Source organism: Tomitella gaofuii (assembly GCF_014126825.1).
GTDB classification, from domain to species: Bacteria; Actinomycetota; Actinomycetes; order Mycobacteriales; family Mycobacteriaceae; genus Tomitella; species Tomitella gaofuii.
This window is the reverse complement of sequence record NZ_CP059900.1, coordinates 1,691,578-1,711,088: the sequence shown is the minus strand read 5'-3', so window position 1 is coordinate 1,711,088 and position 19,511 is coordinate 1,691,578. Positions and strand designations below refer to the sequence as shown.

Sequence of the window (19,511 nt, the reverse complement as noted above, 5' to 3'; positions counted from 1 at the left end):
GACTTCGGCAACGCCAGGGCGGTCCCGGTGTCGACAGTGTTCCAACAGTCACCTAGTGTTGCCGCTCGTGACTCTCGCTCAGGATCTCCCCACGCACTGTTCCACCGCATCCGGCTCCTCAGCACTTTCCACCCCCGCGCGCCACTGGTCCCCCGGCCTGTGCGTGTGGTGCGGCGGCGAGGATTCCATCGAGGTCTACAAGAACGAACATCGTTGCGCCACTTGCCGTCAGCACGAGAACATCGTCGCGGAGGCGCGCGATTTCCTGGGCATGTACGGCCTGCGCCCGCTGGGCGGGTCCCTCGATTCCGAGGACGAGGAGGAGCGCGAGCATCGGGTCGCCGCGCGCGACGCCCGCGCCGCGCTCAACGCGCGGCGCCTGGCCGAGCCGCCGAGCCGCGAGCAGATCCGCAAGGCCATGACGGGCGCGCGCAGCAGCGCCGTCGAGCGCGTCGAGTCGATCGACGTCGACGCCGGGAACGCCACGCCGCAGCCGCAGGACGCCCAGAAGCCGGCTCCGAGCCGCGCCCCGCGCAAGACCGGATCCGGAACCGGCGCGGGCCGCGCGCGGCCCACGCGCAAGGCGTCGTCACCGGCGACGGACGTCGACCTGCAGACGCTCGAGTCCCGGGTGACCACACTGCTCGACAAGCTCGGCGCCATCGATGCGCAGATCACCGAGAAGTCCGCCTCGGGAGGCCTCGCCGCCCGCGCGCGCATCAAGGACCTCGAGCGCCAGCGCACCACCGTCCTGCACACCCTCGCCGCCTTGGAGAAGGCGCGCCGGCTGCAGACGGGATAGCCCCCGCTCGATCACGGGATCCGCACGATCCCGGCCTCGTTTCCGGTGCCGTTCCCGGCGAGGACGTCACGTTGCCCCGTCGCCGCGCTGGACGCGGTCCACCTGCCTGCTCGCCGCTCGACAGCGATGGGATAGCCGAAGGCCTCGGTGATGGTCGCCGAGGTGAGCACCTGCCCGGCCGGACCGGACGTGAGCACCCGGCCCGCGGCGAGGACCAGCACGTGTGTCGTAGACGCCGGAAGCTCCTCCAGATGGTGCGTGACCAACAGCGTCGACAACCGGGGATGCGCCTCGCGGAGCCCGGAGAGCACATCGAGGAGGATCTCCCGCGCGGCCAGGTCCAGGCCCGTCGTCGGCTCGTCGAGCAGGAGCAGCTGCGGCCGCGTCATCAGCGCCCGCGCGATGAGTACGCGGCCGCGTTCCCCCTGCGAGAGCACCGACCAGCGCGTGGCCAGGCGGGCGGTGAGCCCGAGCGTTTCTGTCAGCTCGTCGGCCAGCGCAGTGTCCGCGGCGGTCGGCGCCCACCGCGCGGGCAGGTCCGAGGCCGCGACCAGACCGGTCAGCACCGCCTCCCGCACGGAGAGGTCCGCCTCGATACGGGTGCGCGGGTCGATGTGCCCGATATGCGTGCGCAGCTCCCGCATGTCGACGCGGCCCAGCCGGTGTCCCAGCACGTGCACCGTGCCGCTGGTCGGATGCAGCTTCGCGCCGCACAGCGCGAGCAGCGTCGACTTTCCCGCGCCGTTCGGACCGATCACCGCCCAGTGTTCGCCGGCATGGACCTCGACGGAGACCGCATCGACCAGTGCCCTCCCCTGGCGCATGACCGTCACGCCGTCCACGCACAGCACGGCGCCGCTGTGCGCGGTGCCCACAACCGCCTCCGCCGCGCTCACGACCGCCTCCGCAGCGCGTCGGCCAGTCCCAGCAGATGCCCGCGGGTCAGCACCTCCGCACGGTCGGCACGGCGCGCGAGGATCGCCTCGACGATCGCGGTGTGCTCGTGCGCATCGTTTTCTGTGACGTCCACGATCTCCAGCAGGTCCGCCATCGACGCCACCAGCCGCGGCCGGAGGCTGTCGAACAGGGCCAGCAGCAGCTCGTTGCGGGCCGCGGCGACCACTGCGCGGTGGAAGGCGATGTCCGCCTGAGCGAGCTCCGCGGGCACTGCCCGACCCGCCATCGTGTTGCGTTCGGCGAGGGCACGCCGGATCGTCTCCGCGTCGGATCCGTCATGCTCCGCCGCGGCGAGCGCGGCTGCACGCGACTCGATCGCGATCCGCACCTGCACCACCTCGGCGATGGCCCCGAGCCGGGCGAGGCGGTCCCACCCGTCCGTAGGCGTGGCCGACGTGACGAACACGCCGATCCCCTGCCTGCTGGTGAGCACGCCCCGCGCGGCGAGCTGGCGAATGGCCTCGCGGATCGTCGAGCGGCTCACCTTGAGCTCGCCCGCGAGAGCGAGCTCGCCCGGCAATTGCTCTCCGACCTCCCAACGGCCGGAGCCGATCGCGTCGAGCATCGCATCGGCGGCCTGCTGTGACAGGGGTACGCGCGTCAGTGATTCCATTCATTATCCCTTAGTCATCCGGTTGTCTGACAGTTTAACCTTCCATCGCGCGGCTCCGGGTCCGCGATCACCGGTGCGATCCTGCTCCTCCGCGCCGTGACGCTGCCGGTCGAACATCCGGTACAACTCGCGCATCGCGATGACCAATGCGAAGACTGCGAAGACGACGCTGAGGATCTTCATGTCCATCGTCAGCGCCAGCAACACGCCGATGACCGTCCCAGGAAGTGCACCGATATTCAGCACGGTAGCCAGCCGCGGGTCGGCGGTCCCCTGGCGCATGTGGACGACCGTTCCGACGACCGCGTTGGGGAAGAACATCAGAAGAGACGTCCCCTCCGCAGTGACGAGATCCGCGCCGAACAGCATCATGAGCACCGGCACCGCCAGAAGTCCGCCGCCGAGGCCCATACCCGCCGACCATGCACCGATGACGATCCCCAGCGCCAGGGAGACGGGCACGGTGAACCACAGGTTGTCGATCAAGTGCTCCGGCACGATCGCCGATCCGCGCAACGGGTCGGCGCCTACGACGTCAAGGAGGAGCTTGAGGCACGTGGCCATCAGGATGATCACGAACAGCCACCGCAAGAGCCGGCGCGAGATGCGCAGGATGAGCCGCGCCCCGAAGAAGGCGCCGAGCGTACCGCCGACGACGAGTCCGGTCCCCGCCCTCAGGTCGATGGAACCGCCCACGACCGCGAACGTCGCGGCGCCGATGCCGGTGACGGCGATGTTCGCTGCGCCGGCGGTGCCGTGGAGCGCTGGCCGCGGCAGCGAGGTGAGCTTTTCCAGTGCCGGGACGTAGAACACGCCGCTCCCGCCGCCGAGAAGTCCGCCGATGACGCCGCCGATCCCTCCGACTGCGAGTTCCATCCGCACCCCCGTGCCCCCTGTCCACGAGGTGGCGCGGGCTCCCCGCAAGGACACGGCGCCTTCCGACCTTTGTTCATAGGACATGACAAGGGGCCCCTTCATCTGAGTCGTCAGTTCAGATGGGAACACTAGCACTTGTCAGACAGGTGCTTGACTGCCTTGTCCATACGGAACCGGTCTGGGCCGGGCCGGCCCGGCATGCAGACTGTGTCTGTGCACCACCACCAGTCCGCCGCCACGCCCACCGCTCGCCCCCGCCGGATCGTCGACCTCACCCACACTCTCGATGAGCACTTCCCACTGTGGCCCGGCGATCCGCTCTTCCGTATGCGCCGCGTCCCCGCATCGCCCGGGTTCGTCGTGCACGAGCTCTGCTTCGGCGAACACACCGGCACCCACGTCGACGCGCCCCTGCACTGCGCACCCGGCGGGGCCGGCGTCGACAGGATCCGCGTCGACGACCTCGTCGCCCCACTCGTGCTCATCGACATCGCCGGCCGCGCCGAGTCCGAGCCCGACGCCCTCGCCACGCCTGCGGACATCGCCGCCTGGGAATCGCTGCACGGACGCATCCCGGGCGGCGCCCTCGTCGCGCTCATCACCAGGCCCGCACCCGCGGGGCCCAGATCCGCCGCGGAGCCGGCGCCGCACGCGGCCCCGGACGGCGATGCGGAAGTGGGTGTGCTGGCACGATCGTTGACACCCGATGCCGCCGGTGATGCGCACTGGCCGGGGTTCTCGCGCGAGTCCGTCGAGTACCTGGTGCACCGACGGGCCGTCGTCGCCGTCGGCACCGACGCGCCCAGCATCGACTGCGGAGCGTCCGCCGACTTCCCCGCCCACCACGCCGTCCTGGGCGCCGGGCGCTACGCCATCGAGATGCTCGCCGCACTCCGCACACTGCCGCCCGTGGGCGCGACGATCGTGGTGGCGCCGCTCAAACACCGCGGCGGCTCCGGCGGGCCCGCGCGGGTTCTCGCGCTGCTCGATTGAACGGCGCCACGCCGCGGATCGGAACGGCTCCAACGAGGATCGCCTGCCACGCGCGCGTGCCGCGCCCTATACTTCACGGGCACGAATTACAGTGTGCGTCGCCGCACACGCAACGATCGAGGAGCGCCCATGACAGTCACGCACAAGCTCGTCGGCGGCTCCATGCAGATGGTGGCCTGCCAACTAGCGCAAGGCCAATCGGTGTTCTGCGAACCCGGCAAGTTCCTGTGGAAAACCACCAACGTGGACGTCCGCACCACCCTCGGGGCGCCGTCCGGCAACCCCGGCGGCGGCCCGACCACCGCGTCATCGCTGCTGGGGCTCGCCAAGAACGTCGGCAAGCGGATGATCGCCGGCGAGTCGCTCGCAGTGCAGGTGTACTCGGCGCAGCAGCAGCCCGGCCTCGTCGCCTTCGCCGGCGTGCTGCCCGGACAGGTCCGTGCGCTCGAACTCGACGGGTCCACGCAATGGCTGGCGCAGAAGGACGCCTTCGTCGCCGCCGAATCCACGATCGACTTCGACATCGCCTTCTCCGGAGGCAAGACCGGCCGTTGGGGCGGCGAGGGCTTCATCCTGGAGAAGCTCGGCGGCACCGGCACGGCGTTCATCGCCGGCGCCGGCGACTTCGTCGACCTCAACCCCGCCGACTACGGCGGCAAGATCCAGGTGGACACCGGGTGCATCGTCGCGTTCGAGAGCTCCGTCAAGTACGGGGTGGAGCGCGTGGGCGGCCTGGACATGAAGGGTGTGATGAACATGGCTTTCGGCGGCGAGGGCGTGCACCTGGCCACGCTGGAGGGCGACGGCCGGGTGATCATCCAATCGATGACGACGGCCGGTATAGCGCAGGCGCTGATGAAGAACGTGGGGCCGGACGAGGACCGCAAGGGATTCACCGGCGGGCTGTTCTCTGGAAGTATGGACTGATGGGGTTCATGGACAAGGCCAAAGAGGCTGCCGAGCGCGCGGCGGCCATGGCGCAGCAGGGCCTGGATCAGGGCCAGCAGAAGCTCGACGAGTACCAGCAGCAGCGCGAGGCGAGCGATATGTATCGCGCACTGGGCGAGGCCTTCTACGCCGAACAGCGTTCCGGCGGCCCGCGCCAGGATGTGGTGGACGCGCTTGCGCGTCTCGACCAATGGCACGCGCAGTCCGGCCCGGCCGGGGCGCCGCCCCCGGACGCCGGCACCGCCGGCGCGCCGCCCCCTCCGCCGCCGGGGCCCGGAGGACCGCCCCCGCCGCAGGCTCCCCCGCCCCCGGCTCCTCCTGCCGCCGGCCCCGGGCCGCGCCCGCCGCATCCCGGCCCGCCGGAGCCGCCGCCTCCGTCGCCGCCGGGACAGGGCGGCCGCGACGAGCCGCGACGCGAGCCGCCCGGCGGGTTCACCCTGGACGGGCTCTGACCTTCCGCATCGTCAGCGGCGACGGCGCGCCAGCACCAGGGAAAAGCGCCCCGCCTCGTCGGTCCAGGTGCGGGCCGGGTCGAGGCCGGCCGCGGCGAGTTCGCGGCCGAACGCGTCGAGCGTGAACTTGGCGGAAATCTCGGTGCGCAGCTCCTCCCCCGCGGCGAAGTCGACCCCGATCTCCACCGCGGGGATGTGCACGCGCATCGCGCGCCGGGCGCGCAGACGCATCTCGATCCAGCTGTCCGCCGCGTTCCACAGTGCGACATGGTCGAACATGTGCGGCACGAAGTCGGCACCCAGGCGCCGGTTGAGCACGTGCAGCACGTTGCGGTTGAACTCCGCGGTGACGCCCTCCGCGTCGTCGTATGCGGCGATCATCACCGGGGGGTCGGCCACGAGTCCGATTCCGACCAGCAGGCATTCCCCAGGATCCAGAGCCCCTGCGACGCCGTGCAGAAAGGCGGCCCTGGGGCCCGGTTCCAGGTTGCCGATGGTGCCGCCCAGGAACGCGACGAGGCGGCGCCCCGCCCTCGGCAGCGACGCCGTCGTGTCCGTGAAATCGCCGACCACCCCCCGCACCGGCAGGTCGGGGAACTCGATCGCCAGCGCGTCCGCGGCGAGACGGATGGACGATTCCGAGACGTCCTGCGGCACATACATCTCCAGGCCCTCGTGCTCGGCGAAAGCGGTGAGCAGCAGCCGCGTCTTCTCCGAGGACCCCGAGCCGAGCTCGACAAGGGTCGTGGCCTCGCTCGCGGCGGCGATCTCCGGCGCAGCCCGCACCAGCAGCGCACGCTCGGTCCGCGTCGGGTAATACTCGGGTAGCCGTGTGATCGCCTCGAACAGCTCGCCGCCACGCTCATCGTAGAACCACTTGGGGGGCAGACTCTTCGGGTGCGCGGCCAGGCCCGATGCGACGTCGGCCCGCAACTGTTCCTCCAAGTCCGCCTCGGTCAGGTGCACGTCCACCAGGGTCGTCGTCATCGGTTGCGGGCTCCCTTCACCGGCTGGTCGCTGCCATGGAAATCGGTTCCGACCGGACGTGTCCGATCCGCGCATCGACGAGCGCCCCGTCGTCCACCTCCGACCACCCCGCGTCGGTGGTCGGCTCCGAGGCGATCCACAGCTCGTCCGGCATGTCGTGCACCCACAGGGAATGGCGCCAGGCGGTGCCGACAACGCGTTCGCCGTCGGTGGCGAGCAGGTTCAGCCGGGATCCGGGGGCGCGCGCCTCGACGTCCTGCACCAGCGTCGCCGCCGCGTCCGCAGCGTCCAGGCCCGCCGCGATACGCGCACGGAACAGCTGCCAGAGAAAGACCGAATCGGTGGCGGCCTCCGACCGCATCGCCTCGGCCGCCGGGATCTCGGCCGCCAGGCCGGCCACGGAGCCGGGCCACCCGCGGACGACCCCGTTGTGGCTGAACGCCCACCGGCCGTCGGTGAACGGCGCGCACGCCTGCGCCGACACCGCCATGCCCGCGGTCGCCGAGCGTACGGCTGCGAGGATCGCCGTCGCCCGGATCTGCTCGAGCGCCCCGCGCACAGCCGGGCCGTCGCCCTCCCCGGCGTCGGCCCCGTCGCCGGCCACCGCGCGGCCCAGTGCCGGGTCGGACCAGATCGGCAGCGTGGTGCGGTGCTGCCCCACTCCCGGCGGGCCGTCGGAGGCCCACCAGCAGGCGCCGAACCCGTCGGCGTTGATCGTGCCGCCGCCGCGCATCTGCTGCGGTGCCCACGCCTGCCGGGCCAGCGCATGCCGGCCGTGCGTCGCCGCCGAGGCCACTGTGCGCGCGGGCCCCAGGCACACCAGATGACGGCACATCAGCCGCGCGCACCGTCGGTGTCGGGAGCTGCGGCGGTGCCGTCGCCGTGTTTCGCCGGGCAGTCGCGTGCGAGCCGGATGCCCGCGAAGATCTGCCGCCGCATGGGGTGGTCCCAGTTGCGGAACGTGCCGCGGCAGGCGACCGCGTCCGTGCCGAACGAGCCGCCGCGCAGCACCCTGTAGTCGCCCCCGAAGAACACCTCCGAGTACTCGCGGTACGGGAAGGCCCGAAAGCCCGGATAGGCCTCGAAGCCGGACGAGGTCCACTCCCACACGTCGCCGATGAGCTGGTGGATTCCGGACGCGGTGGCCCCGGCCGGGTAGGCACCCACCCCGGCGGGCGACAGATGCCGTTGCCCCAGATTCGCGTGGTGCTCGGTGGGCTCGGCGTCTCCCCAGGGATAGGGGCGCGAACGCCCGGCCACCGCGTCGTGTCGTGCGGCCTTCTCCCACTCGGCCTCGGTGGGCAGCCGCTTCCCGGCCCACGCCGCGAACGCCTGCGCCTCGAAGTAGCTCACGTGCACCACCGGCTCGTCCGGCTCGAGCTCCACCGTCACCCCGAACCGGCGGCGCAGCCAACGGCCGTCGCCGTCGCGGCTCCAGAACTGCGGCGCCTCCAGCCCCTCCTCCACACGGTGGCGCCATCCCCGCTCGGACCACAACGCGCGGCGCCGGTAGCCGCCGTCGGCGATGAAGCGCGCATACCGGCGGTTGGTCACGGGCAGCGCCTCGATGGCGAACGCGGCGACTTCCACACGGTGCGCCGGGCGTTCGTTGTCCAGCGCCCACGATTCCGGCCCGGCCGTGCCGTCGGTGCCCATGGTGAACGCGCCCCCGGGCACGACGACCTCGGACGCGGAATCGACAACGGCCGGATCGTGGTCGGCGGCAACGGGACCTGCGGTCGCGCGGGCGCGCGGGGCCGCCGGGGCGTGCAGCAGCGCCGGCCCCGTGCGCAACTGATGGGTGGCGAGCATGGTCTCGTCGTGCTGCTGCTCATGCTGTGCGACCATGCCGAACACGAAGCCGTCCGCGGTGAGCGCGTCGCCGTCGAACCCGCTGTGATCGAGCACGTCGAATGCGCGGGTCCTGACGGACTCGGTATAGGCACGCGCCTCCGCCGGTCCCAGGATCGGAAGCGACGGACGCGTGCTGCGGGGATGCTGGAAAGCGTCGTATAGGTCATCCAGACCGGACACCGCATCCAGACCGGACACCGCATCCAGACCGGACACCGCATCCAGACCGGACACCGCATCCGGGCCAGGTGCACCGTCCGGACCGGACGGATCATGGCCTCCGGTGCGTGCCGGGGTGGCAGCGCGCCGGCCCGCGGCGCGCACCAGCCACCGGTCCTCCTGGTTGCCGATATGCGCCAGGTCCCACACCAGTGGCGACATGAGTTCGGAATGCTGCGCCGTCAGTTGATCATCGGGAATGTCCGTGAGGACCCGCGTCCGGCTGCGGGCCCGTTCCAGCGCTCGACGGCATGCGGCCCGCAATGCGGCACCGGTTTCCACCGTCGACGCTTCTCCGGCGCGTGCGGGGGCCGGGGGGCCCGGCCCGGCCCGGGATGCGCCGGGCCGCCGACTCGATCGCCGCCGTCGTCTCCGCCGCGCGGACGCCGGAGGCCGCCTCGGCCGCGAGGTCGAGCAACGCGCGCGCGGTCTCCCGCAACTCTGCGTCGGCGAGGCCGTGGCGTGCCGCGCGACGCCACTCCCCGCGCGTCGATTCCGCGATCGCAGCCGCCCGCCGCGCGGCGTCCGGCGTTCCGGCCAGCGCGGCGACCACGGCGACCGGCGCCCGCCAGAATTCCTCTCCTGGCCCGCCGCGGGGTCCCGCCGGCTGTGCGTCGAGGTAGCGCACCTCGAGATGCCCGCACGGGCGCACCGGCGGAAAGAGGGTGGTGAGGTGGTAGTCGAGGTCGGCGATCGTGGGCTCGCGGTCCGGCGCGCCGGCGTCACCCGCGATCCACTGGGCGGAAGGTCACGTCACCGGGGACGGACCAATCGCCGTTCCCACGCCGGACGCACAGCAGCGGCGCTCCCAGCGCCCACCGGGTGTAGGAGGCGACGGGGTCGGCGGACGCCCCGGGCGCCGCGGCGTCGAGCCCGGTACGGGACGGGTCGAGTGTCAGCCAGGTGCGCATGCGTTCCGACGCCCATCGGCCCGACGGGTGCGCTACCTCCGTGCCCGTCTTCGGCGCCCGCAGTGGAGCCACCGTCGGCGAACGCCGCCACCAGCGCGGGCCCCACCGCATTGAGCATCCGCCACCGCAGCGCCAGATCCTCGCGGTGGGCCCCGCAATCGACGCTCACGTGGATGGCCGCGGTGTTGCACATCATCTGCGCCCCCCGCGGGCCTCTCCGGTCGAAGCGCTCCTGCATGGCCGCGTAGCGCGGCACAGTCAGGATGCGGGAAGGCTCCCGTACATGGTCGACGGCGCCCGGGAGCATCTCGATGCCCCGGGCGCCGAGCAGCGTGCGCAGCGCCGCAGCGTCCGCGGCCAACGCGGCGCAGAGCCCGTCGACGTCTGCCAGCGGAAGGCTGGATATCTCCACCTGCCCGCCCGGTTCGACAGTGACCGCGCCCCCGGCCGGCAGTGGCGTATGCGGCGACCCCGGGGCGATGCTGCGGGGGGCGTGCGCGCCCAGCGCCTCCACCAGGTGCGCAGCCGCGGGCCTGCTCCCCGTCGCGGTCCGGGTGCACCACTCGAGTTCAGCGCCGACCAGGCGCGGCGGGCGCAGTCCGAAGCACCGCTGGACGATGCGGTCCCGGGCGGTATCCGCCGCGACAGGCGCGCGCCCTTCGTCCGCGGTGGCCGGAGCGTCGCGGTGTCCTGCCCCGGCCGTCCGGCCGGCTACGGTCGGCCCGGCCGATCCGGTGGGGTGCGTCGTTTCGGTGGGGTGGGACATCTCAGTTGGGCGCCTCGATTCACGCGAACGCGGGTCCCCACCGACAGTAACCGTCCGCGGCCCCGGGCGGGGCGATCCGAGCATCATCGACCAGTCCTACCCCGGCGGCTCCCGCCGTATTCACCGACACCCGTCCCCGCGACCGATCTCAGTGCACGGGAGACCCCCTCCGCACTTCGACGGCGGCTCGGATATACCCGTTGCATGATGCACACCGCACCGCGCACCGGCGCGCCGGTCTCGCCCGAATCGGTCCGCCCCCTGCGCATCGGCGCCCTCGTCGACGCCCCCGAGTGGGACATCGAGGCCGACGTCGTGGTCGTGGGCTACGGCATCGCGGGCGCTTGCGCGGCGATCGAGGCGGCCAGGGCGGGCGCGGAGGTCGTGATCCTCGAGCGCGCCGGCGGATGGGGCGGTGCCGCGGCCCTGGCCGGCGGGTTCATCTACATGGGCGGCGGCACTGGGCTGCAGCGCGAGCTGGGTTTCGACGACGACGTCGAGAATATGAAGGCGTTCCTGTCGGCCGCGATGGGCCCCGGGGCGGACCAGGCGAAGATCGACGCCTACTGCGAAGGCAGCGTCGCTCACTACGACTGGCTGGTGGACGCAGGGGTGCGCTTCAAGCCCGCCTTCTTCGGCGAGCCCGGCTGGGAGCCCCCGGCCGACGACGGCCTGATGTATACGGGCGGGGAGAATGCGGCACCGTTCAACACCGTCACCACGCCGGCCCCGCGCGGCCACGTGCCGCAGATGAGCGCGAAGAAGGCCGGCGAGCAGAGCGCGGGGCTGATGCTCATGACCCCGCTGTCCGAGCGCATCGCCGAGCTGGGCGTGCGCAGCGAGTACGACGTGACGACCCGCCGCCTCGTCGTGTCCGCCGACGCTGACGGCTCCGACAGGGTCGTCGGGGTCGTCGGCACGCGCTTCGGTGCCGAAATGACTGTGCGGGCCCGCCGCGGCGTGGTGCTGGCCGCCGGCAGCTTCACCTACAACGACGCGATGATGCGCGCGCACGTGCCACTGCTCGCCGGCCGCCCCGGCTCGGCGGTGGAGCAGCACGACGGCCGCGCCATCCGGATGGGCCAGGCCGTCGGCGCCGACCTGATGCACATGGACGCCGCCGAGGTGGCGATCCACTGCGACCCGCAGATGATGGTGCGCGGCATCCTCGTCAACGGGCGCGGCCAACGCTTCGTCACGGAGGACACCTACCCGGGGCGCATCGGCCAGGAGATGGCACTGCACCAGGGCAACGAGGCCTACCTCGTCATCGACGAACGCGCATACGAGGAGGCGGGAACCACCGTCAGCGCCACCCCGTTTCTGCGTTTCCGCCCGAAGTGGGTGGGCGAGACGGTCGCGGAAGTCGAGTCGGAGGCGGGACTGCCCGAAGGTTCCTTGCAGGCGACGGTGGCGTTGTACAACCGGCACGCGGCGCGCGGCGAGGACCCGATGTTCGGGAAGGACGCGCAGTGGCTGCGTCCCCTCGAGGGCAACATCGCCGTCATCGACCTGCGCGGACGCACCGGCGGCTTCGCCCTGGGCGGGCTGCGCACCGACCCCGACTCCCGGGTGCTGCACGTGGACGGCGACCCCGTGCCGGGCCTGTTCGCCGCGGGCCGGTGCACGTCGGGCCTCGCCGCCTGGGGCTACGCGAGCGGCGCGTCGCTGGGCGACGGCAGCTACTTCGGCCGCCGGGCCGGACTCAGCGCCGCGGCCGCCCGCTAGGGTTGTTCCGACGGCATCCGCAGCGGCTCCGCACGCCCCACACCAGGAGGTTCCATGTCCGACGACACGTCCGCGACGATCTACCACAACCCGCGCTGCAGCACCTCCCGGAACACCCTCCAATTGCTGCGGGACAACGGCATCGAGCCCACGATCGTCAAGTATCTCGACACGCCGCCCACCCGCAGCGAGCTCGCCCGGCTCATCGAGAAGGCGGGTCTGACCCCGCGCCAGGCGATCCGCACCAAGGAGGCCGTCTACAAGGAGCTCGGCCTCGCGGATGCCGATGACGACGCATTGCTCGACGCGATGGCCGCCCATCCGATCCTCATCGAGCGCCCGCTGGTGGTGACGGACCTCGGGGTCCGGCTGGCACGGCCCATCCAGAACGTCGAGGAGATCCTGCCCCGGTGAAACGGGGCCCCGCACGGGTCCGGCGCGGTGGCAGGTGGTCCGCGCGTGACGTTCCGGCGCTGACGGGCAGGACGTTCGTTGTCACCGGTGCCACCAGCGGAATCGGCCTCGAGACGGCGGCAGCCCTGTACGCGGCCGGCGCGGACGTCACGCTGGCCGTGCGCAACGAGGTCAAGGGCCGCGCCGTCGCCGATGCCATCGCCGCGCGCCCGCGCGGCGCACCCTGGCCGGCGCCGGGCGCGGTCTCGGTCCGGGCGCTGGACCTGGCGGATCTCGCATCCGTACGCAGGTTCGCGCAGGACTGGACCGGCCCGATCGACGTGCTCGTGAACAACGCCGGAGTGATGACGCCGCCGCTGCAGCGCACTGCCGACGGTTTCGAGATGCAGATGGGGACCAACCACCTGGGCCACTTCGCTCTGACCAATCTGCTCCTGCCGCACGTGCGCGACCGGGTGGTGACGGTGGCGTCGCTGGCGGAGCGGGCGGGGCGGCTCGACCTGGACGACCTCAACTACGAGCGCCGTCCCTACTCTCGGGCCCGGGCGTATGGTCAGGCGAAGCTGGCGAACCTGCTGTGCGCGGCGCACCTGCAGCGCCGGCTCGCCGATGTCGGTTCCCCGGTGCGCTCGGTGGCCGCGCATCCCGGCGCCTCGTCGACCGGGCTCGGCGACCAGCTGTCCGTCCCCGGCGCGACGGCGCTGTTCCGGTTCGGCAGCAGGTTCGTCGGGCAGGACGCCGGCGGCGGCGCCCTGCCCACGCTGTTCGCGGCCGTCGAGGACGTCCCCGGCGACACGTACGTCGGCCCCCGCGGGCTGTTCCAGTTGCGCGGCGCGCCCACCGCCGTCGGCCGCTCCGTGCGCGCGCTGGACGAGGCCGCCGCGGCGCGCCTGTGGGCGCTGTCCGAGAAGCTGACGGGCACAGAGTTCCCGCTGTGACCGGGGCCCGCGGGCCCACTCACTCGCGGACCCGCGCCACCGGGTATTCTCATCGACGTTGTCTCGGCGAGGGTGGCTCGCGGCCGATCACCGGCCCGGGCGGACCGTTATCGACGCGACCAGCGGTGTCACCGGTGTGTCCGGTGCGCGGCGCGGCGCGCGGTCGGCGCTCGCAGCCGAGCACCCCGCAACCGCACTTCTTCCAAGGAGACACCGATGGCCGACAAACTGCGCATCGCCGCCACGCCCCGCACCGAGTTCGGTAAGGGTCCCTCGCGCCGCGCCCGCCGCGAAGGCCTGGTTCCGGCCGTCCTTTACGGCCACGGGGCCGACCCGATCCACCTGAACCTCCCCTCCCTCGAGTTCGCCGCGGTCGTGCGCAATCACGGCACCAACGCCATCGTCACGCTGGACATCGACGGCAAGGAGCACATGGCCCTGACCAAGGAGGTCAGGATCCACCCCGTGCGCAACTACATCGAGCACGCCGACCTGCTCACCGTCAAGCGCGGCGAGAAGGTCGTCGTCGAGGTTCCGCTGGTCGTCACCGGCGAAGCCGCGCCCGGCACCATCGTCTTCCACGAAGTCACCACGCTGCGCCTGCAGGCCGACGCCCTGTCCATCCCCGAGGAGATCGAGGTCTCGATCGAGGGCGCCGAGGTCGGGGCCCAGGTCGTCGCCGGCGACGTGCAGATTCCCGCGGGCACCGAGCTCGAAGACGACGCCGAGCTTCTGCTGGTGAACGTCGCCGAGCAGCGGTCCGCGCCCGACGAGGACGAGGCCGCCGAGGGCGAGGCGGGCGAGGCCGCCGCGGAGTGACCCGGCCCTTCACCTGACAGCCATTACGCGACGACGGTGTCCCGTCCCCCGCCTGGGGGCGGGACACCGTCGTCGCGTGCTATCGGGATGCGGCACCGGGAGGCCGGGATGCGATGATGCTCCCCGTGAACACGCTGGGATCCGCCATCACCGACCCCGACGGCCCGGACACCCGTCCCCTGGTCATCGCGGGGCTGGGCAATCCGGGCCCTGAGTACGAGCGCACCCGGCACAACATCGGTTCTCTGGTGGCAGACGTGCTCGCCGACCGCATGTCCGCGCGGTTCACGGTGCACAAGCGCAGCGGAGCGCAGATCGCGCAGGGCCGCCTGGCGGGGCGCCCCGTGACCGTGGTCAAGCCCCGCGCGTTCATGAACGTCTCCGGGCGGCAGGTGGCGGCCGCGGCCAAGTTCTTCTCCGTGCCCGCGGACAGGGTCCTCGTCGTGCACGACGAGCTGGACCTGGACTTCGGCACGGTCCGGGTGAAATCCGGTGGCGGCGAAGGCGGACACAACGGACTGCGCTCGGTGTCGTCGTCGCTGGGCACACGCGACTACCTGCGCGTGCGCGCGGGCATCGGGCGCCCGCCCGGGCGGATGGATCCGGCCTCCTACGTCCTCAAGCCGTTCTCGGCGGCAGAACGCAAAGAGCTCGGCGTGTTCTGCGAGGAGGCCGCCGATGCCGCAGAGCTCGTGGCCGAGCGGGGGCTCGGCTTCGCGCAGAACCGCCTGCACGGGGCGTGAACCGCAACGTCCCCAGCGCCGGGTAAACTCGGCCGACGGCTGCGCGGAACGCGGTTCGCCAGGGCCGCCGCGGACGGATTCCACCGAGAGCGGACCCCGCTGAGAGACCTGCCGCGCGCCATCACCGTCCCCGGTGCAGCGCATCAGCGCATGCCGCACCGCCGGTGCCGCACCACCCGCTATCCCGGAAGGACCCCCGGTGACCACCGAGCACGCCTCGCACCTCAACACCGATCCCGCGACGGCGGCGAGCGGGGCGCACTCCCCTGGCGACGGCGCGGGCGCCGAGGCGCGGCGCCGGCGCACGTTCGCGGTGATCTCGCACCCCGACGCCGGCAAGTCGACGCTCACCGAGGCGCTGGCGCTGCACGCCCGGGTGATCTCCGAGGCCGGCGCGGTGCACGGCAAGGCGGGTCGCAAGTCCACGGTGTCGGACTGGATGGAGATGGAGAAGGCCCGCGGCATCTCGGTCAGTTCGACGGCCCTGCAATTCACCTATGACGACCACGTGATCAACCTCGTCGACACCCCCGGCCACTCCGATTTCTCCGAGGACACCTACCGGGTGCTCACGGCCGTCGACGCCGCGGTGATGCTCATCGACGCGGGCAAGGGACTCGAGCCGCAGACGCTCAAACTTTTCCAAGTGTGCAAGCACCGCGGCATTCCGGTGGTCACCGTCATCAACAAGTGGGATCGGCCCGGCCGGTCGCCGCTGGAGCTGCTCGACGAGATCGAGGAGCGCATCGGTCTCATCCCGACCCCCCTGTACTGGCCGGTGGGCATCGCGGGCGATTTCCGCGGCCTGCTGCGCCGCAGCGACGAAGGCTTCATCCGCTTCACGCGCACCTCCGGCGGCGCCACCGTCGCCCCCGAGGAGCACCTGGACGCCGACGCCGCCGCGGCCCGCGAGGGCGACGCGTGGCAGTCGGCCGTCGAAGAGAGCGAGCTGCTCTCGGAGACCGGGGCCGACCACGACCAGGAGATGTACCTGGCCGGGCAGACGTCCCCGGTGATCTTCGCGTCGGCCATGCTGAATTTCGGCGTGCGGCAGATCCTCGACACGCTCGTCGCTTACGCCCCGCCGCCGCGCGCACGCGAAGGCGTCGACGGGACGTCACGCCAGGTGAGCGACCCGTTCAGCGCCGTCGTGTTCAAGGTGCAGGCGGGCATGGACACCGCACACCGCGACAGGCTCGCGTTCATGCGGGTGGTCTCCGGGACATTCGAGCGGGGCATGGTGGTCACGCACGCGCAGACCGGCCGCCCGTTCGCCACCAAGTACGCGCTCACCGTGTTCGGACGCGACCGCAATACCGTCGAAGACGCCTACCCGGGCGACATCGTGGGCCTCGTCAATGCCAACGCGCTCGCCCCCGGGCACACCCTCTACAGCGATCCGCGCGTCGAGTTCGCGCCCATCCCGTCGTTCGCGCCCGAACACTTCGCGATGATCAGCGCCCGCAGCGCCGGCAAGTACAAGCAATTCCGCAAGGCAATCGACCAGCTCGACACCGAGGGCGTGGTCCAGGTGCTGCGCAACGACGCCCGTGGCGATGCCTCCCCGGTGATGGCCGCCGTCGGCCCGATGCAGTTCGAGGTGGTCACCGCGCGGATGCAGGCCGAGTTCGGCGTGGAGACCGTCGTGAACAATCTCGGCTACACCGTCGCGCGCGAGACCGACAAGGAATCCGCGCCCGGACTGGACCGCCAGCGCGGCGTCGAGGTATTCACCCGTTCCGACGGCGCCATCCTCGCGCTGTTCAGCGACAAGTGGCGGTTGCAGTACATCGAGAAGGAGAACCCGGAGCTCACGCTGCGGCCTCTCGTTGCTGCCAGCGACTGAAACACAGCGGCGAGCGACTGAAACGCCGCGGCGAGCGACTGAAGCACTGCGGCCGGCGACCCCAACGCTGCCGTCGGCGATCGTCGGGTTTGCGGGCGCGGATCCCGGCTACCCTCAGTCATGGTCACCGTAGGCGGCCGCAGCGTGGCGATCACCCACCCCGACCGTGAGTTCTACCCGGCGCGGGGGCGGTCCGGCGCGGTGACGAAGTCGGACGTCGTCGGCTACTACCGCGAGATCGCACCCGTGATTCTGCCCCTCCTGTGTGAACGGCCGGTCACCCGCAAGCGCTGGCCGCGCGGCGTAGCCGAGGAGTCGTTCTTCGAAAAGCAGCTGCCGTCCTCCGCGCCCGACTGGATCGACCACTGCACTCTGGTCCACCGCACGCACCGGACCACCTATCCGATGGCCGATTCCGAGGCGACCCTGACGTGGCTCGGCCAGCAGGCGGCGCTGGAGCTGCACGTCCCTCAGTGGCGACACGACCGTCCCGACCCCGGTTCGGATGCACCGGACTCCCCCGGCGCGTTCCTCGCCGACCGCCTGGTGTTCGACCTCGACCCCGGAGAACAGACCGGCCTCACCGACTGTGCGCGGGTGGCGACGGCGATACGCGACCTCACCGAATCGAACGGACTCACCTGCCACCCCGTCACGTCGGGAAGCAAGGGCATCCACCTGTACGTGGCCCTGGACCGCCCGGTGACCTCGGATGACGCGGTGGACGTCGCCCGACGGGTCGCCGATGAGGTCGCCGGGCGCCACCCTCGCACCGTCACCACGACGATGCGGAAGTCGGAGCGCCGCGGAAAGGTGTTCATCGACTGGAGCCAGAACAACGGCGCCAAGACCACCGTCGCGCCGTATTCGCTGCGCGGGCGGGCCCGCCCCACGGTCGCCGCGCCGCGCACCTGGGAGGAGATCGAGGGGCCGGCACTCCGCCAGCTCACCTTCGACGAGGTGCTGCGCCGCGTGGACGAGCACGGCGACCTGTTGGCCGACCTGGTGAAGGGCTCTGGCCCGGACCGTAGCCGGGGCACGGGCCACGCGTACGGAACCCGTGGCGGTACCGGCCGGTTGGGCGAATACCGCGCGCGCCGGCATTCGGGACGCACCCCCGAGCCGCTGCCGGAAACGGACTCGCGCGGCGCGGACGGCGGAGCCGGATTCGTCATCCAGGAACACCACGCCAGCACGCTGCACTGGGACTTCCGGCTGGAACGCGACGGCGTGCTCGTGTCGTGGGCGGTCCCGCAGAACCTCCCCGTTAGCACCGGCCAGGACCGCCTCGCGGTGCACACCGAGGACCATCCCCTCGAGTACGCCTCGTTCGAGGGCGAGATCCCGCAGGACCAGTACGGCGGGGGCCGGGTCGAGATCTGGGACTCGGGCCCCTATTCGACGGTGAAGTGGCGCGACGACGAGGTGGTCGTGGACCTGCACGGTGAACGCCTGCGCGGACGGTACGCCCTCATCCACACGCCCGGGGTCGGCCGACGCAGGGGCCGACGCGGGACGAAGTCCGGCGGTGACGGTGCTGACGGCGGTCACGCGTCCGGCACCCATTGGCTGGTGCACCTGATGCAGGATCAACCGGAAATCCGGCCGCCCGGCACGCACGGCTCCGGTGACCGACCCTCCACCGGTAAGCCATCCGGCGACGGCGCCGGGCAGACCACCGCGACCCGCCGGGGATCGCGGGCGCCGTTCCCGCGCGGACTCCGGCCCATGCTCGCGACGCCCGGCGACATCATCGGACTCGATCCGGATGAGTGGGCGTTCGAGGGCAAGTGGGACGGGCACCGCGTGATCATCGAGGTCCGCGACGCAGCGGTGCGATTGCACAGCCGCAACGGTCGCGACGTGACCGACGAGCTCGGCCGGTTCGCCGCCCTGGCCGAGGATCTCGACGGTCACGACGCCGTACTCGACGCCGAACTGGTGGCGCCCGGCGCGCGCGGCATCCCCGACTTCGCGCGCTTGCAGCGCCGCACCGCGGCCACCGAACTGCGGCTCTACGTGTTCGACATCCTCCACCTCGACGGGCGATCGCTGCTGCGCGTCGCCTACCGCAATCGCCGCAAGGTCCTCGACGCCCTCGCCCCGCTGCTGCACACCGCCGAGGTACCCGCACCGTATGACTGCGGACCTCGTGAAGCGATGCGCCGCAGCAGCGACGACGGCCTGGAGGGCATCATCGCCAAGCGGCTCGGTTCCCGGTATGCCGACGGCAGGCGCTCCGACGCGTGGATCAAGCACAAGCACTTCGCCAGTGACGAGCTGGTGATCGGCGGTTACACCCGCGGAAGCGGCTCGCGGGCGGAGACATTCGGCGCGCTGCTGTTGGGCGAACCCGACGGCGGCGGGCGGCTGCGCTACGCCGGCAAAGTGGGCACCGGCTTCGACGAGCACGAGCTCGTGCGACTGACCGCCTCGATGCACCGGATCCGCCGCAAGACCAGTCCGTTCAATGATGCGGTACCCCGCTCCGACGCCCCCGACCCTTTATGGGTCACTCCGCGGCTCGTCGGCGAGATCCGCCATTCCGGCCGCACCGAGGCAGGGCGCTTCCGGCACCCGTCGTGGCGCAGCCTGCGCAGCGACAAGTCGCCCGTCGATCTGTGATGGTCACGCGTATGCGCAAC

19 protein-coding genes are annotated in these 19,511 nt (G+C 71.8%); 11 read left to right on the top strand and 8 right to left on the bottom strand.

The genetic code is table 11. The features are described 5' to 3' along the window. Positions 1 to 67 precede the first annotated feature (67 nt). The gene (locus tag H4F70_RS08060; RefSeq protein WP_235681409.1) at positions 68 to 802 is read left to right on the top strand and encodes a hypothetical protein; all 735 of its coding nucleotides are present in this window, start codon (positions 68 to 70) and stop codon (positions 800 to 802) included. Between the two features lie 11 nt (positions 803 to 813). Here H4F70_RS08060 and H4F70_RS08055 read toward each other — a convergent pair whose 3' ends face one another. The 3 genes from H4F70_RS08055 to H4F70_RS08045 all read right to left on the bottom strand — a co-directional run bounded on the left by H4F70_RS08055 (position 814) and on the right by H4F70_RS08045 (position 3,248). Then, positions 814 to 1,626 carry an ABC transporter ATP-binding protein gene (locus H4F70_RS08055; protein WP_182360258.1) on the bottom strand — a complete coding sequence of 271 codons (813 nt, stop codon included), beginning with the start codon at positions 1,624 to 1,626 and terminating at the stop codon, positions 814 to 816. A gap of 68 nt (positions 1,627 to 1,694) precedes the next feature. Next, positions 1,695 to 2,372, bottom strand: a complete 678-nt coding sequence (locus H4F70_RS08050) for a FadR/GntR family transcriptional regulator (RefSeq protein ID WP_182359768.1) — start codon at positions 2,370 to 2,372, stop codon at positions 1,695 to 1,697. 3 nt (positions 2,373 to 2,375) lie between these two features. Continuing rightward, complete coding sequence (locus H4F70_RS08045) at positions 2,376 to 3,248, bottom strand: sulfite exporter TauE/SafE family protein (RefSeq protein ID WP_182359767.1); 873 nt, start codon at positions 3,246 to 3,248, stop codon at positions 2,376 to 2,378. A gap of 198 nt (positions 3,249 to 3,446) precedes the next feature. On the opposite strand from H4F70_RS08045, the gene H4F70_RS08040 reads away from it, so the two are divergent. The 3 genes from H4F70_RS08040 (at position 3,447) to H4F70_RS20180 (ending at position 5,641) form a co-directional block, all read left to right on the top strand. Further along, positions 3,447 to 4,241: a cyclase family protein gene (locus H4F70_RS08040; protein WP_182359766.1), complete on the top strand. Its 795-nt coding sequence runs from the start codon at positions 3,447 to 3,449 to the stop codon at positions 4,239 to 4,241. A gap of 129 nt (positions 4,242 to 4,370) precedes the next feature. Then, positions 4,371 to 5,168, top strand: coding sequence for an AIM24 family protein (locus tag H4F70_RS08035; RefSeq protein ID WP_182359765.1), 798 nt, complete (start codon positions 4,371 to 4,373; stop codon positions 5,166 to 5,168). After that, a complete protein-coding gene (locus H4F70_RS20180; protein WP_220471783.1) occupies positions 5,168 to 5,641 on the top strand; it encodes a hypothetical protein in 474 nt (157 codons plus the stop codon). Before H4F70_RS08035 ends, H4F70_RS20180 begins: the two co-directional genes overlap by 1 nt. A 12-nt stretch (positions 5,642 to 5,653) precedes the next feature. On the opposite strand, the gene egtD is transcribed toward H4F70_RS20180, so the two are convergent. The 5 genes from egtD to H4F70_RS20480 all read right to left on the bottom strand — a co-directional run bounded on the left by egtD (position 5,654) and on the right by H4F70_RS20480 (position 10,378). Continuing rightward, positions 5,654 to 6,628: an L-histidine N(alpha)-methyltransferase gene (gene egtD, locus H4F70_RS08025; protein WP_182359764.1), complete on the bottom strand. Its 975-nt coding sequence runs from the start codon at positions 6,626 to 6,628 to the stop codon at positions 5,654 to 5,656. Positions 6,629 to 6,644: 16 nt separating this feature from the next. Then, on the bottom strand, positions 6,645 to 7,463 hold the full coding sequence (locus H4F70_RS08020) for a class II glutamine amidotransferase domain-containing protein (protein ID WP_182359763.1): 819 nt from the start codon (positions 7,461 to 7,463) through the stop codon (positions 6,645 to 6,647). Further along, positions 7,463 to 8,983: an ergothioneine biosynthesis protein EgtB gene (gene egtB, locus H4F70_RS08015; protein ID WP_182359762.1), complete on the bottom strand. Its 1,521-nt coding sequence runs from the start codon at positions 8,981 to 8,983 to the stop codon at positions 7,463 to 7,465. The genes H4F70_RS08020 and egtB overlap by 1 nt, the downstream gene beginning before the upstream one ends. Next, positions 8,892 to 9,353 (bottom strand): hypothetical protein, encoded by a 462-nt coding sequence (locus H4F70_RS20485; protein WP_235681408.1) that lies wholly within the window; start codon positions 9,351 to 9,353, stop codon positions 8,892 to 8,894. Before H4F70_RS20485 ends, egtB begins: the two co-directional genes overlap by 92 nt. A 101-nt stretch (positions 9,354 to 9,454) precedes the next feature. After that, a complete protein-coding gene (locus H4F70_RS20480; RefSeq protein ID WP_235681407.1) occupies positions 9,455 to 10,378 on the bottom strand; it encodes a glutamate-cysteine ligase family protein in 924 nt (307 codons plus the stop codon). A gap of 204 nt (positions 10,379 to 10,582) precedes the next feature. Here H4F70_RS20480 and H4F70_RS08005 point away from each other — a divergent pair, with 204 nt between their 5' ends. The 7 genes from H4F70_RS08005 (at position 10,583) to H4F70_RS07975 (ending at position 19,491) form a co-directional block, all read left to right on the top strand. After that, positions 10,583 to 12,106 carry an FAD-dependent oxidoreductase gene (locus H4F70_RS08005; protein WP_235681406.1) on the top strand — a complete coding sequence of 508 codons (1,524 nt, stop codon included), beginning with the start codon at positions 10,583 to 10,585 and terminating at the stop codon, positions 12,104 to 12,106. A gap of 54 nt (positions 12,107 to 12,160) precedes the next feature. Further along, positions 12,161 to 12,520: an arsenate reductase (glutaredoxin) gene (arsC, locus tag H4F70_RS08000; protein ID WP_182345614.1), complete on the top strand. Its 360-nt coding sequence runs from the start codon at positions 12,161 to 12,163 to the stop codon at positions 12,518 to 12,520. Then, positions 12,517 to 13,458: an oxidoreductase gene (locus tag H4F70_RS07995; protein WP_182359761.1), complete on the top strand. Its 942-nt coding sequence runs from the start codon at positions 12,517 to 12,519 to the stop codon at positions 13,456 to 13,458. The genes arsC and H4F70_RS07995 overlap by 4 nt, the downstream gene beginning before the upstream one ends. Before the next feature lie 216 nt (positions 13,459 to 13,674). After that, complete coding sequence (locus tag H4F70_RS07990; protein WP_182359760.1) at positions 13,675 to 14,277, top strand: 50S ribosomal protein L25/general stress protein Ctc; 603 nt, start codon at positions 13,675 to 13,677, stop codon at positions 14,275 to 14,277. Between the two features lie 134 nt (positions 14,278 to 14,411). Then, positions 14,412 to 15,020 (top strand): aminoacyl-tRNA hydrolase, encoded by a 609-nt coding sequence (pth, locus tag H4F70_RS07985; protein WP_276520699.1) that lies wholly within the window; start codon positions 14,412 to 14,414, stop codon positions 15,018 to 15,020. Between the two features lie 199 nt (positions 15,021 to 15,219). Further along, positions 15,220 to 16,866: a peptide chain release factor 3 gene (locus H4F70_RS07980; RefSeq protein WP_182359759.1), complete on the top strand. Its 1,647-nt coding sequence runs from the start codon at positions 15,220 to 15,222 to the stop codon at positions 16,864 to 16,866. A 120-nt stretch (positions 16,867 to 16,986) separates the two neighbouring features. Beyond that, a complete protein-coding gene (locus H4F70_RS07975) occupies positions 16,987 to 19,491 on the top strand; it encodes an ATP-dependent DNA ligase (protein ID WP_182359758.1) in 2,505 nt (834 codons plus the stop codon). Positions 19,492 to 19,511: the final 20 nt, after the last annotated feature.

What these genes read in the sequence shown, in the direction of transcription:
- H4F70_RS08035 (WP_182359765.1), top strand. Translation starts at nt 4,371, where the DNA reads ATGACAGTCACGCACAAGCTCGTCGGCGGCTCCATGCAGATGGTGGCC.
- H4F70_RS07975 (WP_182359758.1), top strand. Translation starts at nt 16,987, where the DNA reads ATGGTCACCGTAGGCGGCCGCAGCGTGGCGATCACCCACCCCGACCGT.
- H4F70_RS20180 (WP_220471783.1), top strand. Translation starts at nt 5,168, where the DNA reads ATGGGGTTCATGGACAAGGCCAAAGAGGCTGCCGAGCGCGCGGCGGCC.
- egtD (WP_182359764.1), bottom strand. Translation starts at nt 6,628, where the DNA reads ATGACGACGACCCTGGTGGACGTGCACCTGACCGAGGCGGACTTGGAG.
- H4F70_RS08055 (WP_182360258.1), bottom strand. Translation starts at nt 1,626, where the DNA reads ATGCGCCAGGGGAGGGCACTGGTCGATGCGGTCTCCGTCGAGGTCCAT.
- H4F70_RS08045 (WP_182359767.1), bottom strand. Translation starts at nt 3,248, where the DNA reads ATGGAACTCGCAGTCGGAGGGATCGGCGGCGTCATCGGCGGACTTCTC.
- H4F70_RS08005 (WP_235681406.1), top strand. Translation starts at nt 10,583, where the DNA reads ATGATGCACACCGCACCGCGCACCGGCGCGCCGGTCTCGCCCGAATCG.
- H4F70_RS20480 (WP_235681407.1), bottom strand. Translation starts at nt 10,378, where the DNA reads ATGTCCCACCCCACCGAAACGACGCACCCCACCGGATCGGCCGGGCCG.
- H4F70_RS08050 (WP_182359768.1), bottom strand. Translation starts at nt 2,372, where the DNA reads ATGGAATCACTGACGCGCGTACCCCTGTCACAGCAGGCCGCCGATGCG.
- H4F70_RS08020 (WP_182359763.1), bottom strand. Translation starts at nt 7,463, where the DNA reads ATGTGCCGTCATCTGGTGTGCCTGGGGCCCGCGCGCACAGTGGCCTCG.
- H4F70_RS07990 (WP_182359760.1), top strand. Translation starts at nt 13,675, where the DNA reads ATGGCCGACAAACTGCGCATCGCCGCCACGCCCCGCACCGAGTTCGGT.
- H4F70_RS08040 (WP_182359766.1), top strand. Translation starts at nt 3,447, where the DNA reads ATGCAGACTGTGTCTGTGCACCACCACCAGTCCGCCGCCACGCCCACC.
- arsC (WP_182345614.1), top strand. Translation starts at nt 12,161, where the DNA reads ATGTCCGACGACACGTCCGCGACGATCTACCACAACCCGCGCTGCAGC.